The following is a 16,489-nucleotide window of genomic DNA, read 5'->3' as shown; positions in this document are numbered from 1 at the left end:
CAAATTAAAATTCGCTGCTCAGATTAGCGGCAGATGTTGGTTCGCCGAACAGATATCCCTGGGCATATTCCACCTTGGACTCCAGCGCCATTAGCACATCATCTTCGCTCTCAACCCGGCTCGCAATCAACTGCATGCCGTTCCGTCGCAGGAACGATTTGATCGCTTCCACATCCCCTTCTTCAGGATGCGCAGCCATCAAATCACCCAAATCGGCCTTGATGAATTGGAACTTATTCTCACCCAAATAGGTGAAGTCCTTATTGAAATCCTTCACCAGATCCATTGAGAAACCAAACCCCTTGCGCCCAAGCGCCAGAAGCCGTTCCTTCACCTCGCCTGGCAGCATATAATAATCTTCCTGGCTGATTTCAAACACCAGGCGGTCACGGAACTCCGAATTGGCCGACATGAAATCGATGAACTGCGGGAAGAATTCTTCATCCTCCATTGAGTAACGGGACATATTGATGAAGAAGCGCACCTTCGGGCGCCGCTTGCCAAGCCGGCGCACCAGTTGGATCAGGCGGAACAGCAGGAGGTTGTCGATTGTCCCGATCAGCCCCTTGTTTTCAGCCACCCTCATATATTGGCGCGGCAGGATGATACGACCTTCTTCGTCCCGCACACGGGAAAAACATTCATAATGGACCGACCGCCTGGCAGGCAGTGTCACAATCGGCTGCAGGTAAAGGTCAACCCGGTTCTCTGCAAGCGAACTTCGGATCACAGACAGAAGCTGATCCTCGCGCTTGATCAGGCGAATTTGCGCTTTCTTACCGCGCACCGGCGCTTTGGGGGTTGGGCGGTTTGGCCGCGGCGCATCGGAGCCCGGCTCTACGCCCTCATCCTCACCCTCTTCATCCTGGGGCAAAGGCTCCATCTCTTCACCGTCGCCCTCGTCCACAACTGCCATCGCGGCCTCTTCCGGCGTCAGTTCGATTTCATCAAGCTCAAGCCCGCCATCATCGTCCACGTCACCTTCAGGCTCCAACTCAAGAGCCGATTCCGGTGTCTTGCCTTGTTTGGTTTCAGCCTTCGTGTCGACCACTTTTTCCGGCACATGGTCTGCGCTCAGCGCCAGCGCCTCTTCATCGGTTGGCTCAAGGATACCAGCCTTACCGCCCCGTTGTGCGATTCTGGTAGCCTTGGGCACCTTGGCTTCAAGCTCCACCTCGCGCTTCATCAGCTGCGTCAGAAGGGTATGCAGTACCTTCAGTTCACCGACGACTTCATCGCTTTTTTCGTCACCTTGCTCCGTCTTGCGTCGGGTCCGTTCCAAGTCCCCACGAAGGATGGTTGTCACATCTTCAAGAACGGCCACCCGAGCGGACGTTTCTTTTTCGATCCGCCTTACGGTGAAAAGATTTTGTATCTGCCAGGCCCCGAAAAAAACCACGACCCCCAGGAGCTGCGCCAATTGTTCAGGCATCCCGAACAGGCGCGGTGGGATTATCATCACCGCGAGCCCCAAGATCATATAGGACACCAGCAGGAGAACTTGCGTCAGCACAGCCATGAAATCACCACCCTTTATCGGTCAACTTGCCAAGCTTTGCCGCCATGCTGGCATAACTGACGGGATTCGTTAAGACTTTTGTTCACGCATTCCCTCAGCCTTATGCCTTAACAAGGCCGTAAAACAGTGCCATCATAATCGCCAATCGGATCGAAGCGGGACGGAGGCACGACAATGAAAAAACTATTTCTTGGATTGGTGGTTATTCTGCTGGTAGGCGTAGGCGTCGCCTACAGCCAGATCAACACCATCGTAAAAGCCGGCGTTGAAACCGGTGGGCCAAAAACCCTCAAGGTTCCTGTGACAGTTGAAAGCATCAACTTGTCGCCCTTTTCCGGAAAAGTCAGCTTCAAGGGGCTTGAGATCGGCCAGCCCGAAGGCTATGGGGAAGGCCAGATTGCCAGCCTTGGCAGTTTCGACATGCAGCTGCAGCCAAGCACGCTCCTGTCTGACCATGTAATCATCGACAGTATCGTGATTGATTCTCCCATGCTGGATGCCCGCCGAATCGACGGCAAAACCAATTTCGAGCAGCTGCAGCAGAATGTGGGCCCAGCAGACGATACCAAGCCGTCAAACATTACCCTCACCATCAAGAAAATGGTGATCAGGGCGCCTAAGGTTGCCGTGAAAACCGAAGGCGCGCTGAGTGTGGACAAGACAATCGAGCTCGCTGACTTCACCATAACCGACCTTGGCACAGATGAGAAAGGCATGGCGCCAGCAGAGATCGCGCGCCACGTCATGTCCGTGCTGCAGCCACAGATTGCGCAGGCCCTCATCAAAGCTGGCGCATCCGACAAACTGAAAGAGCTTGTAAAAGACAAGGAAGGGTCGCTTGAAAAAGGCATCACCAGCCTCGTTGGTAAGCTGAAGAAGAAAAAAGACGACCAGAACTGAGATATAAGCAATAACTGATTGATTTCTGGACTGTTAAGTCCAATATTCACTATCAGTTGCAAGGGAGGACATTATGTCACTGGAAAAAATCACTGAAGAAATCCGCGGCCGCGTTGGTTCGCATTCCCCACTCGCCGCCATTATCAAGTTCGATTTCGGCGACGACGGCGTTGTCCGCATTGACGGCAAAGCGTCTCCAACTGTTGTTGATAATGAGGATTCCGAGGCTGACTGCACTGTGAAAGTCACCATGGACAACTTCGTCCAGATCGCCGAAGGAAATCTCAATCCACAGATGGCTTTCATGACCGGTAAATTGCGTGTAGAAGGCGACATGAGCCTTGCCATGCAGCTTGGCTCGATCCTGGGTTAAGCAACTGGTTTAAAGGTTATCATGCTGGAAAAATTTCGCTCCCTCGCCATCGGGCTTTGTCTTTTTGTCATAGTCATTGGACTGGCAGTCTATTTCCTGGTCCAGATCGGCGGGGGCGATAGTATTTTCGGCGATGAAAGCGGCACGCTTGAGACCGTTGAGTTTGAGACGCTGGCCTTCGAGGGGGACGATAGCGGGTACCTTTTGTGCCCGGCCACCCTGTGCGAGGCAGCAATCACCAACGGTCCAGCAGCCCGCTTCGAGGTGGATGCCCGTACGCTCCGCCTCGCTCTTGCCGACTATGTGGACGGCATGCCCACGATCCGCACTTATGGCTTTGATCCCGTCAATAACCAGTTTGACTTCCTCGAACGCCTGCCTGGCGAGAGCATTCCAGCGGTCCTGACGGTTCGGGTCATCGAAATCGACAACTATACAAGCGCCTTGGCAATCTATAGCCGCAAGCCGATTGGCGACAGCAAACCGGGCGAACATGAGAAACGGGTAAACCGTTGGCTCACGATCCTGTCTTCCCAACTCGCGTCCTAACTGTCACTTTACCCAAGGTCTGCCAAAACAGCCTCAATGAAGGTTGACTTTGCCGTACGGTAGTCCTGCATGGACTTTCCGTGCCAATCCCGCTTTAGCTGATTATAGGCCTCGAGAAGCACTGCATCTGAAGTCAGTGCATCCAGAAAAGGCAGAAACACATCATATTGCCCGCCATGGACAGTCAGTTGCACAGCAACGTCCAAATCATCGGGGATCAAATAGCCCTGAAAGTCACATGTCGAAAGCTGTTCAGAGTTCCGTGGAAAAACTTCATCAAGAGTATCGCGGGCCTCGGTAAATGCGTTTGGAGCTACACGCACCAAAAGATCAATATCCTGTTTGCCGATTGCACCGGCCACTGCGGTACTGCCGACCTCACGAACATCCGCATCCGGCAAGATCGCCTTGACGGCAGACGCCGTAGCCTCTGCCTGCCGCTTCAACAAGGCAGCATCCCAGTGCTGAATGTAAAATTTTTCGGTCATGGATTAGCTCAAAAGATTGAGGGACGAATTAGGGGACTGGAAAAAAAACAGCGCCTAAATCAGGCTGCCGGAAGCATATTGCACAGGGCCCGACTGGGCTTCTTCGACATCATCATCATAGACATGAGCATGAGATGCCGCATCTTCGGCCACGGAAGCATCGCTGGCTTCGCCACGCAAGATGCTGTTGGCCGCGATCGTATCCTTGATGTTGGACTGTGTCGCCAGATAGCGGTTTTTTGCCCGCTCGAAGTTGGAGACTGGCGGCAAGGGAGCGTTGGCTTCCTGCGTTCTTGTTTGGGCCAGAAGAAACGAAACGCCGTTACCAAGCAAACCTCGACCGGGTTGTGGCGGTGGCGTGCCCTGCCCAGGCAGAAGACGCCCCGATTCGCCCTGACCCTGGTTCAGGCTCCGACTGAAGTCTGCTGACTGGCCTGAAGACGCACTGCTGGGGCGCGCGGAAGGACGTTCCGCACGGGAAACAGGGCTCGCACCCCGCGAACTTGCAGCAAAAGCAGCATCAGCCATTTTTGCACCCAACTTGTTTCACCCACTGGCAGTTTACAGTCTTCGCCCTGTTCTGGCAATGAGGCAACGTGATGTCTTGTGCCAAAAGGCGCGATTCCGTGCTGGTATTTGGGGGATCGCTTGTGCTATCGCTCAGGCCATAGGGGGCAGTCTCTGGCTTGAATAGGCTATTCAGGCGCACCATCTGGGAGGAGGTGCAGAGGGACAGCTGCGAACAAACTCAAGAATAAAGCGAATAGTTGACATGGATAATAATACGCTTGCCATTTACATTCACGAACTGAGGAACCAGTGCCTTCACGCGCAGGCTTCGTTCGACCTTTTCAACCAGGCTGTTATGAACCAGGCAGCCAATGGTGTCCTTTACGGCGGCCAGATGGTCCTGATGCCGTCGAGCCAGATTTCATTGCTCTTGTGGCCAACGCGCGCCCGTGCCCGCGGTCGGGGAGAAGCGCTGCGTAAAGCACTGCAACTGCCTGAGAAGCACCCGCTGAACGACCGCCGTCTGGCCGAGCTTTGGGAACGCGCTGATGAGAAGGTCGAGGAGTGGATCGGCAACACCAAAGGCCGCCAGGTTATTTTCGATTTCGTCGGCGACCCTGCCCAGATAGGTGACGGCAATACGCCGGAAGAATGCATCTACCGCGCCTATAACCCGAACACACATACATTCTACTATCGCGGCGTCGGGTATAACCTACAGGCCGTGGCGAAAGCCCTTTCGGACGTTGGCGGCCGCGTAAATGCCGTCTATCGCCAACTGTTCCCGGAGCATGCCAAGGCGGAAGACGAAGCCCGCGCGAAAGCAATGGAAGCCCAGCAAGCAGCCGCGGCAGCACAGCAACCATCTGCAGCGCCACAGGCAGCCGAGGCACCGGCGGCGAATGACGTAGCGCCCGAGCCGATCGACCTCTCCGGCGGTGAAGCCGAAGCAGAGGCAAAGCCTGCGAAAAAGGCGGCTCCGAAGAAAAAGCCGGCAGCCAAGAAACCAGCACCAAAGAAGAAAGCTGCGGCCAAGAAGGCTGACTAGAACGCCGACCAATCAAAGAAGGGCTGGCCCAGTGCCGGCCCTTTCTTCATTCAACGCCACCTGTCGCCGCCCAATTTTGGCCAAGCTGTTATGGCAGTTGTTCTATGAGCCAAACTTTGTATGATGCGGTCTCTGACTGGTAAGGATAAGAAATCGATGATGAAAACCCTGTCTCTAGTATTTGCTGGCTTCCTGGTGATGAGCGCGCCTGCGACTGCAGCCGATTGTGGCGAGCCCCCGATGGACCAGCCACCCGTTCCCGACGGCAGTGTTGCAACCGCCGACCAGATTCGCGACAGCCGCGATGCCATCGTGGAATATTCCAAAAAGGTGGATGAATATCTCACCTGCATGGACCAGCGGGCCGCGAAAATCATGCCTTACCTGACAAAAGAACAGCAGGCGCGCTGGGATGAAGACCTGGCCGCCGTCCACGAGCGCCGCCGCCAACTGCAGATCCGCATGAACGAAGCGATCCGCGCCTACCGCCGGTCACAGGACGGATAAAAGGGCACTCCGAATGCAAAAGGGCACTCGGGGGGCACACCCATAGGGAACAAAAAGCCCTATCAACGAACGGAAGGGACCAATCGGTCCCTTTTTTTGTGCCCGCACGCTCGCTACTTCCCCTTGACAAACCGGCAATTAGTGGACTGTTCCGTCCATTTTATTTGACAGCTCCCCGACCCCGCCCCATCTTCATAGACCAGAGGGAACAAATGGGAAGGAAACCACATGCTGGCCCGCCGTGCAGTTTATGACGAAGAGCACCATATTTTCCGGGACGCTGTCCGCAAATTCTTTGAAGCCGAAGCCACCCCCTATACAGCGGAATGGTCAAAGGCCGGGCAGGTGCCCCGCGAATTCTGGAACAAGGCGGGTGAAGCCGGAATCCTGTGCCCGCAGATGCCGGAAGAATATGGCGGCGTTGGCGGCGACTACCGCTTCAACTGCGTGATCAACGAAGAGCAAGTCTACACCCGCGCGGGTGGTGCAGCATTGGCGGTGCATTCAGACATCGTGGCGCCATACCTGTTTCACTATGGGTCCGACGACCTGAAAGAACGCATCCTGCCGAAAATGGCCACTGGTGAGATGGTCGGCGCCATCGCCATGACGGAACCAGGCACCGGGTCTGACCTGCAGGGCATCAAGACCACCGCGAAGTTGGACGGCAACCATTATGTGGTGAACGGCCAGAAGACCTTCATTTCAAACGGCCAGAATTGCGACTTTGTCATCGTGGCCTGCAAAACCAACCCGGGTGAAGGCGCGAAGGGCGTCAGCCTGATTGTGGTGGAGGCCGACCGCGAGGGTTTTCGCCGCGGTCGCAACCTCGAGAAAATTGGCCAGCATTCATCGGACACGTCAGAGCTGTTCTTCGACGAGGTCCGTGTCCCGGCCACCAACCTGATCGGGCATGAAGGGGCGGGTTTCATGTATCTGATGCAGCAGCTGCCGCAGGAACGCCTGTCGATCGGCGTGATTGCCATGGCTGGCGCGCAGCGTGCGTTCGATATCACGCTGGATTATGTCAAGGAACGCCAGGCGTTCGGACGTCCGATCGCAAAGTTCCAGAACACCCGCTTCAAGCTGGCGGAAATGAAAACCGAGATTGATGTGGGCTGGGCCTTCATCGACCAGTGCCTTGCCCGCCATGTGAAAGGCGAACTGGACGCTGTGGGCGGCGCCATGTCCAAGCTGTGGACAACCGAGATGCAGGGCCGCGTTGTGGACACCTGCGTGCAGCTTCACGGTGGCTACGGTTTCATGGCCGAATATGAGATCGCGCACCACTATACAGACAGCCGGGTCCAGCGCATCTATGGCGGTACGTCTGAGATCATGAAGGAACTGATCGGGCGCTCGCTATAGCCTGCCCGACCAAAAAGGCGAAAATAGCCATCGGGGTGATTGCAGGGGCTTTTGCTTCATGCTAGACCGGCGCTTGTGAGATGTTTTTAAAACACCAAACAAGCAGAATTAAGGACACCCCTATGGCTCGCCGCAAAGTTACCCTGAAAGCAGCACTTCCACATGGCACCTTCTATTGGGTTACCGATGTTGAAGCGTCCTCAGAAGAGGAAGCTGTTGTCGCGGCCGAGAACCTGTTCCTGGCCGAGATGGAAAACATCGACGAATGGGAATTCACTGATTTTGACGTGGCCGACGACTAGGTCCTCTGTAACTGCCGGGCGTTCTGGCTGGCGCTTGCCACAACCACATCCATCCATATCTCCCACGAGACAGTAGCTTCACCGCCATCTATTCTTCGGTGGTTGCGCATCCCTCTGACGTTCCGTCTACCCATCGATCCAGCGCCTTAAGCGATGCGTCGACCCTCTTTTGCTCGTCGTCCAGGCTGGTAAAAAACCAGAACCGCTCTTCATAGCCCTTGGGGCGCACCATGTCATAAAGGCGTACGCGGGTACTGCACGGCCCTTCCGGCGTCAGCTCGACACGGAACCAGCGTGTATCCTTGTCCGATTCCTGAACCGTGGCGTAGACGCGGGCCTGCACGACTTCGGTCGTGCGCTCAACGGCATGCCACCGCTTATATTCTTTCTTCCAGCGCGCGAGGCGTGTCGACTCGACCTTATCCGGCGCCCCCATATAGGGCGCATAATCGATCTGCCACGCCTGCCAGTTGCTCCGGCGCTCGGGTGTATATATCCAGGGCCAGATAGTTTCTGCGGCGTAGGGCAGCACGGCTTCCTGCTGCACTTCGAAGGCGGAATCGATCACGATGACCGCCCGGTAGGCAACGCTTACGAAAAAGGCCGCGATCAATGCCACAACGGATTTGTGCAGCAAGTTCCAGTCCCTGAACCGATCTTTGACTTTCCGATCCACTTGTATTCCTTACTTGACCTTCATGCCTTCTGGCACCACCCTTCTCCCATAGCAACCGGGGAGGGCTTATGACTATTACCATAATTTCTGCAAGCTTTTTGGGCCTGCTTCTTTTCTATTTATCATATAACGTTGCAAAAAACAGAGGGCGCGCCAAAGTTTCTATCGGCGACGGCGGCGACGAAGGCCTGCAGAACGCCATCCGGGCACACGCCAACCTTATCGAATACGCGCCGATGGCCATGATCCTGATCGGGCTTCTGGAATATCGGGGCGTGAACAGCGTTTTCCTGATCGTGCTGTCTGCCTTCTTTGTGGTTGGGCGCTATATGCACGGGCTGACTTTCGGCAAATTCGAAGGCCGCAACCCGTTCCGCTTTTGGGGCACCGTCTTCACTTGGCTGGTGATCCTGATCGCCAGCGTCGTAGGGCTTCTGAGCGGCTACGGCGTAATCTAGTCAGTTGCAGCAAAAGCAGATCAAGAAGCGGCTGCGGCCGCTTTTTCTATTTCTCAGGCACGTCCGCAGTGGCAACAACAGGCTGTGGCCTGGCGATGGCAGCCTGCCGCCTGAACAGGGTGCGGCCAGGCACCTCGACATACCGGTAAGTCAGCGTCGCCGAAACAACAGACACAGCCACAAAGGCCACCAGATAGACAGTCCGGTATTGAAGCGGCAGTGCGTCAAATCCAAAGACCTGTTTCAGCTGTGGCAAGTACGCCCAGAAAACCATGAACCAGACCCCATGCATCAGATAGACAGAGTAGGAAATCTTGCCCAAATAGCGCGGCAAAGCTGTTTCCATTATCCGTGAGAAGTTGGCCCGGTTGCTTGCGCCCGCGATCACCAGCAAGGCGAAAAGCGGCGGCAATGTCAGGTCGCTCCAGTCGTAATGCAGCGCCAGGGCAATCAGAGCGAGAACGATGAAGACAACACCGTCCGTCTTCAACCAGGATTGCCACACCCCCTGCCTGTAAAAACGATAAAGGCCCACCCCCATCGAAAATTCAAACAGGCACCGGAAGAAGCCATAGTTGAAAGTGATGTCCAGCTTACCTTCAGGATGCACAAGAGATAGCAGGCAGACGCCTGCAAACCCCATAATGACAAGCGCTGCCGCTGCCCTGCCCCGGCCAATCAGAACCAGCATCAACATGCCCACAAAGTAGGTCCACCATTCTGCACCGATAGACCAAGACACAATATTCCAAGACAGAAACACATATTGGTCCATCGCGTTAGTCAGCAGAAAGTTGCTGGGCAGGGCTGCGGGCGAAAAATAGGTTCGCATGCTGTCATCCATCAGATGAGGCTGGAACGCTTCCAGTCCCTGCCAGAAAAGGATCAGCAGCAGCAGTGTAAAAAGATGCAACGGGTAAATCCGAAGGAACCTGGCCTTCAGGTAAGCACGCACCGCCGGAAGGCCCAGCCCGGTCTCAAAATGACCTGCATAGACGTGGGTAATAACAAAGCCGCTTAGCACGAAAAAGAAGTCCACCCACATGTAGCCACCGGTGATCAGCCCCGTCACTTCATGCGGAACCAAGGGCCCCAAATTGCGATAGAACAGACTTACATCGATATGAAACAGCATTACCCAGGTGGCGGCAATGCCGCGCATGGCGGTTAATGACGGCAAATAGCCCGCCTGACGGTCGCTCACTTAATTTTCCTCGCTGATGTTTTTGTATTATTTGACGATCATACGCTTAAGGACAGCGCTGTCAATTTAGCTGAAATGGTACCGCGCGCTGTATGGGCTACTGCTATTGAATATCTTGATCAATTGTGGCGGTAACTGCAGCGCGCGCCGAAGGGTCCACCCAGTTCAGATAGTAAGACTGCCATCTTGCATGCGTTTTTGGTTCCGCGATGACGCGGTTCACGGCCGTAATGAAAGCTTTGCCCGCCGCATCTTTCGTGCAGCCAATATGGCTGTGAGAGTTTGTGGAATGACCAGCAACAGGAAGCATCGCAAATTTCGCTTCCACACCCTCGCTCTCCAGCATACGGGCGTAGAACCCAATCTCATCCGGATAGCCGAAGGTATAGCCGATGCGGCCACGGGCCAGCATGCGGAGGACCAGATGCCCCTGCCCCGCGCGCACCACATTGCCCAACCGGGCTTCTTTATCCATGGCGACGTCCAGCTGTTGACCATAGGCACGCCCCTTCACAACTCCGCCCTTCAGTCCGGCTTCGGTGTTTAAAAGCGCCGACAACATCACCTGGCCCTTGTCATCAAGAAATGGCGAAAAGGTTGCCATCATATCCTTCCTGATCACCAGCCGGAGCGGCATGGAGACAAGAATAGGATCAGAAAAAACCATGTAGGTCATGCGTTCGGGCGTTTTCGCCAGTGCCCCGGCACAGGCGCCTTTTTCATGTTCCATGTTCGATATGACCCGTGCCATTGACGTGGCAATCCGGTGGATACGAATGGAAGGCGCGGACCGTTCGATATCTGCCAGAATCTGGTCCTGGTATCCCTGTCCCTCATAGGGGCCTTCGGTGATATAGGAGGGCGGATAGTCAAACAGATACCATGAGATGTCGACAGGTTCTGACGTGTCGCTGTCAGCAAAAGCAGCAGCCGTAAAAAAGGCAGGCAGCACCATGGCCAGCTTCTTCCACCAGGTATTCGCCTGAAGCCGTTTCAAACTAAACACTTGCACTGCCTATCCTTCACCAAACGTCGGGCTGTTTATGAGGGCAGACTACACAAAACAACTCAGAAGGGAAAATTTTTCGCGAAATGTGTCAATCAATCCACCACATACACCGACGCACAGGCATCAAGGATCGCATCCGTGCCAATACGGTACTTGTCGTACAGGTCATCAATGTCGCCCGACTGGCCGAACTGATCGACCCCCAGCGGCATGGTGCGGTGCCCTTTCACGCCGCCTATCCAGCTGAGCGTGGTGGGCGCACCGTCAATCACCGTCACGATCCCTGCGTTCGGCGACAGGCTGGCAAGCAGACGGCCAATATGGCTTTCCCGCCGCACGCCGTCACGCCCGAGCGAGCGAACACTTTCCGACCAGTCCTTGTGCAACAGGTCCGGCGACGGCACAGCCATCAGGCCTGCGCCTGGGACGTCTTCCAGAATTTCCTGAAGGGCGGCATTTGCTTCCGGCGCCACCGCACCTGTGTAGATGATCGCCAGCTCCGCACCTTGGGCCGGCGCGTGTTCCCAATAGGCGCCTTTGAGCATATCGGCCTGCCAGGCATCGCCATCACGCGATGGCTGTTCGAGCGCGCGGGTGGAAAGACGCAGATAGACGGAGCTGCCGTCCGGCGCCTGCATGTAATCAAACCCCCAGGCCATAATGGCCGCCAGCTCATCGGTATAGGCGGGCTCGAAATACACCAGCTTGTCCTGCGCCATGCCGATCACCGGCGTATGGATTGACTGGTGCGCGCCGCCTTCCGGCGCGAGCGTCAGGCCACTTGGCGTGGCCACCAGCATAAAGCGGGCGTCCTGGTAACAGGCGTAATTGAGGGCATCCAGGCCGCGGTTAATGAAGGGGTCATATAGCGTGCCCACCGGGATCAGCCGTTCGCCGAACAGGCTGCCCGCCAGCCCCATGGCAGCAAGCGCCAGAAAGAGGTTGTTTTCGGCGATCCCCAGTTCCATATGCTGGCCCTTGCCGTGGCCTTGCCATATCTGCGGGCTGACCACCTTTTCTGCCTTGAAAACGTCTTCCATCAGGTCGCGGCTGTAGATGCCGCGCTGGTTCACCCAGCCGCCCAGGTTGGTCGATACCGTCACGTCCGGGCTGGTGGTGATGATGCGGTCTGCGAGCTTGCTGGTGCCCTTGCCAAGTGCGTTCATGATCTTGCCAAACGCAACTTGCGTGCTTTGCTTGCCTGAGCCGGGCTCAAGCGCGTCTTCAAGCTTCAGTGTCGGCGCATCATGGCGGCGGGTGGCCGGCTGGTTGAACGGCACTTTCGTCAGAAATTTCTCAAGGTGTGCTGCCTTGTCTTCCATGCCGGCGAACAGGTCCCACTCCTTGCCTTCCGGCACGCCCATCTGCGCCTGCAGCTCCGCCATCTGGGATGGGTTCATCAGGCCAGAATGGTTATCCTTGTGGCCCTGGAACGGCAGGCCGTAACCCTTGACCGTATAGCAGATGAAACAGTGTGGCTGGTCACTGTCGATAGATCGGAAGGTCTCCAAAAGGAGTTCAATGTCATGACCGCCCAGGTTAGTCATCAGCGCCTGCAGTTCAGTGTCTGAATAGCCTTCCAGCAGCTTCTTCACGCCGCGCTTCGCGCCGATGTCTGCCATCAGGCGCTCGCGCCAGGCCGCACCGCCCTTGTAGGTCAGCGCGCTATAAAGCGTGTTGGGGCAGGCATCAATCCAGTCACGGAGCGCGATACCGCCGGGCCTCTTGAACGCCGCCTGCTGCTTCTTGCCGTATTTGATATTGATCACCTTCCAGCCCGTTGTCTCGAAGATGTCAGTGAATCGGGTAAACATGCGGTCGGATGTGATCGAATCGAGGCTCTGGCGATTATAGTCGATCACCCACCAGCAGTTCCTGAGGTTATGCTTATAGCCTTCGATCAGTGCTTCATAGATATTGCCCTCGTCCAGCTCAGCGTCGCCCATAAGGGCGATCATGCGACCAGCCTTGCTGGCGTCCATCAGGCCGCGGTCGATCAGATGATCCTGCACCATGGAGGCAAAAGCCGTCATGGCCACGCCAAGCCCTACAGACCCGGTGGAGAAATCCACATCGTCGATATCCTTGGTGCGGCTGGGATAGCTTTGCGCGCCGCCCAGCGCCCGGAAGCGCTCCAGCTGCTCGCGCGTCTGTTTGCCAAACAGATACTGGATGGCGTGGAACACCGGGCTTGCGTGCGGTTTTACCGCCACCCGGTCTTCGGGCCGAAGCACCCCGAAATAAAGCGCGCACATGATCGCCGCCAGCGAAGCGCTTGAGGCCTGGTGCCCGCCCACCTTGAGGCCGTCGCGGCTTTCGCGGATATTGTTGGCGTGATGGATGGTCCAGGACGACAGCCACTGCACCCGATCATACAGATCAGTGATGGTTTCAAGCTCAGCCGGATCAACGGTGGCGTGCTGGCTCCCTGCGGCATCAGTTATTGGGGGCATCGGGACTTTCCCTCTATATTATGGGGCACGCATATTGACGCGCCTGAAGCTGTGTCACATAAGGACCCGGATTTCGGGACTGGTTCTAATCCGCCAGCCCAACAGTTTCAATAGTAACTAAATATTGGAAAGCAGGCCAGCGCGCCAATCCACCGGCGTGCCCGAATTTGAGACATGAATGTGACCGACCTGAGACACGCGCCGATGGTGCTCCTTGATGATAGCCGCCCGGCGCACCGGGCGGGTCGGTCGCTTCTGTTTCATGACCCGGAAACGGTGATTGTGGCACACACGCTCGAGGAAGTCGGCCCTGCGCTTGAGGCCATGGACGCCGCGCTCGCATCCGGCCTGCACCTGGCGGGCTGGATATCATACGAATGCGCTGCCCATTTCGAGCCGCGCCTGAAGCCCCGGATGACCAAGCGCGCCGATGAGCCGCTGATCTGGATGATGGCCACCCGCCACCGCAAGACCCTGACGCCATCAGATATGACGGAAGCCCTTTTCAGCGCCCGGCGCGGCAACCGGCATATGGCAAAGCTTGAGATCGGTGATTCGCCCGTCACGGAAGTCGACTATCTGGCCGCGATCGAGAAGGTGCATCATTATATTCATGCGGGGGATGTGTATCAGATCAACTACACCTTCCCGCTTCCCTGCACCCTTGAAGGCGACGCGCTTGCGCTTTACGAGCGCCTGCGGGCCAGCCAGCCGGTGCCCTTCGGGGCCTATATCGACACAGGGGCGGATCATGGCGGGCACAAGGTGCTATCGCTTTCGCCGGAGCTGTTCGTCAGGCGCGAGGGCGACAGGCTGACCGGCAAGCCGATGAAAGGCACAGCGCCCAGGGGGCTGACCCTTGAAGCGGACGAAGCCGTGGCCGCCGCGCTCAAGAGCGATGAGAAATCGCGCGCCGAAAACCTGATGATCGTCGACCTGATCAGGAATGACCTGAGCCGCATCAGCGAGCCCGGCAGCGTGCAGGTCACGGGCCTGTTCGAGACTGAATGCTACCCGACCCTGTGGCAGATGACTTCCACCATCACGGCAAAGGCCAGCGAAGGCCTGACACCATCAGGGCTTCTGAACGCGCTGTTTCCCTGCGGGTCTGTAACCGGCGCGCCGAAGGTACGGGCACTGGAGATCATCGCTGAGCTTGAAGCCGCGCCGCGCGGTATCTACTGCGGCGCCATCGGCCACTTCAGCCCGCCTGATCCGTCTGCGGGCGAAAACGGCCAGATGGACTGGTCCCTCAACGTGCCGATTCGCACCCTGACCTTCGGGCCTGACGGCAAAGGCCGCCTGAGCGTGGGCAGCGGCGTCGTGGCGGACAGCGACCCGACGGGCGAATATGAAGAATGCCTGCTGAAGGCGCGCTTCACCCGCACAGAAGCCAAGGATTTCTCGCTCATTGAAACAATGAAGCTTGAGGTGGACGGCAACTTCGACCTTTTGGACGAGCATCTGGCGCGGCTTGAGGCCAGCGCCCGCTATTTCGATTTCGCTTTAGACCGCGCCGACGCGCTGGCCATGCTTGATGAGCACGGCGAGGCTTGCATGCCACTGGATGCGCCGCGCCGGGTGCGCCTATTGCTAGGCCAAACTGGCGCTGTCACCGTGACCAGTGCCCCGCTTCTGCCCCAGGCGCAGACAGGACGGGTCTGTCTGGCGAAAGACCGCGTGAAGTCAGACGATACCTTCCTGCACCACAAGACAACGAGACGAGAGCTCTATGACGGCGCTTTCGCGCGCGCCTTCAAGGCCGGGTACGACGATATCCTCTTCTTCAATGAAAAGGATGAACTGACGGAAGGCGCCATCAGCAATGTCTTTATTGTCAAGGACGGCCTGTGGCTGACCCCGCCCCTTGCATGCGGTCTTCTGGCTGGCACGCTCAGGCAAGCGCTTCTGGCAGACCATACACCCGCCATCGCAGAACAGATGATTCGCCGCGAGGACCTTCTGGCGGCAGACGAGGTATATATCGGCAACAGCGTACGGGGCCTGCGGCGGGTCACGGTCTCTGACGACACCCGCTAGAAACGGCTCCTGATTCTCCCTGCTGCGCCGATTTTTATGTACCGTGACACCGAATCACCCTCCCTCAGGGGAGGTTTTGCATGCAATTTGGTGGAAAAAAGCTGATCAGCGCTGAATAAATTTTCACCTGCTTTGGATCAATTCGTCGGCAACTGTTAACCCGATTTTTAGAACTGACTGCTAGCATCTTTGCTTGTCGGCAGTAGCTGGCTGCGAGAGGTAAGTGCTTAGTTAAGGGTTACAGTATGCGTTCAACATCTTGTGCTTCACCCCACGGCGGCGCGAGCGATTTTGACACCGGACACATCTCTGAAGATAGCCGGATGTTGGCCAGTCGCTTGTCCAGCCATATGGGAATTGAACATGCAATTCAGGTATCTACCGAGAATCAGTGGCACGGCGTCGTTGCCGCGCTGATGGAGTTGCAGCAGAAAAACGCTACCCGTTCCTGACACTTTCTAAACCATGGTTTGGCGAGCGCACTCAGGTGCCAATCAAAGTCCGAATGCATCCGATACATTCCCATCTGCTTGCATAGATCATTGCTAAACAATTGACTTTGCATTGCAATAGTTATATTATTACATACTAGTTTCACCTATTCATCCACAGGAATGAAAGCAGTAAAATTATATGCTTGACGGGATTCTGACACGAAAAGTGAAATTTTTGCTTGGAATCACAGAAGATTCTTGGATGATAGGCTCCGAGCCGGACCGCCCGTCTCATCTCCACTTTCAGAGACGACAGTTTCTGGAGGCGGGGAAAATCATAATAAATCGTCCTCCTGCCTCCCCGAGGTCGGAACCTAGACGGCGAGACAATGAGATTAGAAGCGGAGAAAATCCGTGTGGTGGTCGGCACAATTGGGAGAGGTACGGGAAAGCCTTTTGATACGACACTTTGACTGAACGGGCTCTTGGGTCCGGGACTATGCATAGCTGTCGGCTTGCTCCCAATTTTTGAAAGGGTAAAGGTTAGGAGCCTTCGGGCACCTTTTCTTTGCAAGGTTTAATCCGCTGCTGGCGGCCTCGGTTTCCGAGGAGGCTGGTAGCTTTGTTAAAACCCATGTGGGCAGAAAATGG

General features: G+C 56.3%; 17 protein-coding genes. 10 read left to right on the top strand and 7 right to left on the bottom strand.

What is annotated here, in order from left to right:
* Positions 1 to 4: 4 nt before the first annotated feature.
* Positions 5 to 1,519, bottom strand: coding sequence for an EAL domain-containing protein (locus tag KORM41_RS09065; protein ID WP_068143626.1), 1,515 nt, complete (start codon positions 1,517 to 1,519; stop codon positions 5 to 7).
* A 174-nt stretch (positions 1,520 to 1,693) separates the two neighbouring features.
* Between KORM41_RS09065 and KORM41_RS09060 the strand changes: the two genes are divergently transcribed.
* The 3 genes from KORM41_RS09060 to KORM41_RS09050 all read left to right on the top strand — a co-directional run bounded on the left by KORM41_RS09060 (position 1,694) and on the right by KORM41_RS09050 (position 3,341).
* Complete coding sequence (locus KORM41_RS09060) at positions 1,694 to 2,419, top strand: DUF748 domain-containing protein (RefSeq protein WP_068143623.1); 726 nt, start codon at positions 1,694 to 1,696, stop codon at positions 2,417 to 2,419.
* A 73-nt stretch (positions 2,420 to 2,492) separates the two neighbouring features.
* Positions 2,493 to 2,792 carry an SCP2 sterol-binding domain-containing protein gene (locus tag KORM41_RS09055; RefSeq protein ID WP_068143621.1) on the top strand — a complete coding sequence of 100 codons (300 nt, stop codon included), beginning with the start codon at positions 2,493 to 2,495 and terminating at the stop codon, positions 2,790 to 2,792.
* A 21-nt stretch (positions 2,793 to 2,813) separates the two neighbouring features.
* Positions 2,814 to 3,341, top strand: a complete 528-nt coding sequence (locus KORM41_RS09050; RefSeq protein ID WP_068143620.1) for a hypothetical protein — start codon at positions 2,814 to 2,816, stop codon at positions 3,339 to 3,341.
* A gap of 8 nt (positions 3,342 to 3,349) precedes the next feature.
* Here the strand turns inward: KORM41_RS09050 and KORM41_RS09045 are convergent, their stop codons facing one another.
* The gene (locus KORM41_RS09045) at positions 3,350 to 3,829 is read right to left on the bottom strand and encodes a GrpB family protein (RefSeq protein WP_068143618.1); all 480 of its coding nucleotides are present in this window, start codon (positions 3,827 to 3,829) and stop codon (positions 3,350 to 3,352) included.
* Positions 3,830 to 3,883: 54 nt separating this feature from the next.
* Positions 3,884 to 4,357: a hypothetical protein gene (locus tag KORM41_RS21795; protein WP_156431849.1), complete on the bottom strand. Its 474-nt coding sequence runs from the start codon at positions 4,355 to 4,357 to the stop codon at positions 3,884 to 3,886.
* 244 nt (positions 4,358 to 4,601) lie between these two features.
* On the opposite strand from KORM41_RS21795, the gene KORM41_RS09035 reads away from it, so the two are divergent.
* The 4 genes from KORM41_RS09035 (at position 4,602) to KORM41_RS09020 (ending at position 7,564) form a co-directional block, all read left to right on the top strand.
* The gene (locus KORM41_RS09035; RefSeq protein ID WP_068143614.1) at positions 4,602 to 5,387 is read left to right on the top strand and encodes a hypothetical protein; all 786 of its coding nucleotides are present in this window, start codon (positions 4,602 to 4,604) and stop codon (positions 5,385 to 5,387) included.
* A 156-nt stretch (positions 5,388 to 5,543) separates the two neighbouring features.
* Positions 5,544 to 5,894: a hypothetical protein gene (locus KORM41_RS09030; protein WP_156431848.1), complete on the top strand. Its 351-nt coding sequence runs from the start codon at positions 5,544 to 5,546 to the stop codon at positions 5,892 to 5,894.
* Positions 5,895 to 6,125: 231 nt separating this feature from the next.
* Positions 6,126 to 7,262 carry an acyl-CoA dehydrogenase family protein gene (locus KORM41_RS09025; protein WP_380084399.1) on the top strand — a complete coding sequence of 379 codons (1,137 nt, stop codon included), beginning with the start codon at positions 6,126 to 6,128 and terminating at the stop codon, positions 7,260 to 7,262.
* Positions 7,263 to 7,384: 122 nt separating this feature from the next.
* Positions 7,385 to 7,564 (top strand): hypothetical protein, encoded by a 180-nt coding sequence (locus KORM41_RS09020; RefSeq protein ID WP_068143608.1) that lies wholly within the window; start codon positions 7,385 to 7,387, stop codon positions 7,562 to 7,564.
* 88 nt (positions 7,565 to 7,652) lie between these two features.
* Here the strand turns inward: KORM41_RS09020 and KORM41_RS09015 are convergent, their stop codons facing one another.
* A complete protein-coding gene (locus tag KORM41_RS09015) occupies positions 7,653 to 8,240 on the bottom strand; it encodes a hypothetical protein (RefSeq protein WP_068143605.1) in 588 nt (195 codons plus the stop codon).
* A gap of 68 nt (positions 8,241 to 8,308) precedes the next feature.
* Here KORM41_RS09015 and KORM41_RS09010 point away from each other — a divergent pair, with 68 nt between their 5' ends.
* Positions 8,309 to 8,698 carry an MAPEG family protein gene (locus KORM41_RS09010; RefSeq protein WP_068143603.1) on the top strand — a complete coding sequence of 130 codons (390 nt, stop codon included), beginning with the start codon at positions 8,309 to 8,311 and terminating at the stop codon, positions 8,696 to 8,698.
* 46 nt (positions 8,699 to 8,744) lie between these two features.
* Here the strand turns inward: KORM41_RS09010 and KORM41_RS09005 are convergent, their stop codons facing one another.
* The 3 genes from KORM41_RS09005 to KORM41_RS08995 form a co-directional block, all read right to left on the bottom strand.
* On the bottom strand, positions 8,745 to 9,902 hold the full coding sequence (locus KORM41_RS09005; protein ID WP_068143601.1) for an acyltransferase family protein: 1,158 nt from the start codon (positions 9,900 to 9,902) through the stop codon (positions 8,745 to 8,747).
* A 103-nt stretch (positions 9,903 to 10,005) separates the two neighbouring features.
* Entirely contained in the window at positions 10,006 to 10,908 is a 903-nt protein-coding gene (locus tag KORM41_RS09000) for a TIGR02285 family protein (RefSeq protein ID WP_068143599.1), read from the bottom strand.
* Between the two features lie 95 nt (positions 10,909 to 11,003).
* Complete coding sequence (locus tag KORM41_RS08995; RefSeq protein ID WP_068143597.1) at positions 11,004 to 13,364, bottom strand: transketolase; 2,361 nt, start codon at positions 13,362 to 13,364, stop codon at positions 11,004 to 11,006.
* A gap of 180 nt (positions 13,365 to 13,544) precedes the next feature.
* On the opposite strand from KORM41_RS08995, the gene pabB reads away from it, so the two are divergent.
* Both pabB and KORM41_RS21790 read left to right on the top strand, forming a co-directional pair.
* Positions 13,545 to 15,404 (top strand): aminodeoxychorismate synthase component I, encoded by a 1,860-nt coding sequence (pabB, locus tag KORM41_RS08990; protein ID WP_197420916.1) that lies wholly within the window; start codon positions 13,545 to 13,547, stop codon positions 15,402 to 15,404.
* Between the two features lie 245 nt (positions 15,405 to 15,649).
* The gene (locus KORM41_RS21790) at positions 15,650 to 15,856 is read left to right on the top strand and encodes a hypothetical protein (protein WP_156431847.1); all 207 of its coding nucleotides are present in this window, start codon (positions 15,650 to 15,652) and stop codon (positions 15,854 to 15,856) included.
* Positions 15,857 to 16,489: the final 633 nt, after the last annotated feature.

Source organism: Kordiimonas lipolytica (assembly GCF_001550065.1).
This window is presented reverse-complemented; position numbering and strand designations above follow the sequence as displayed.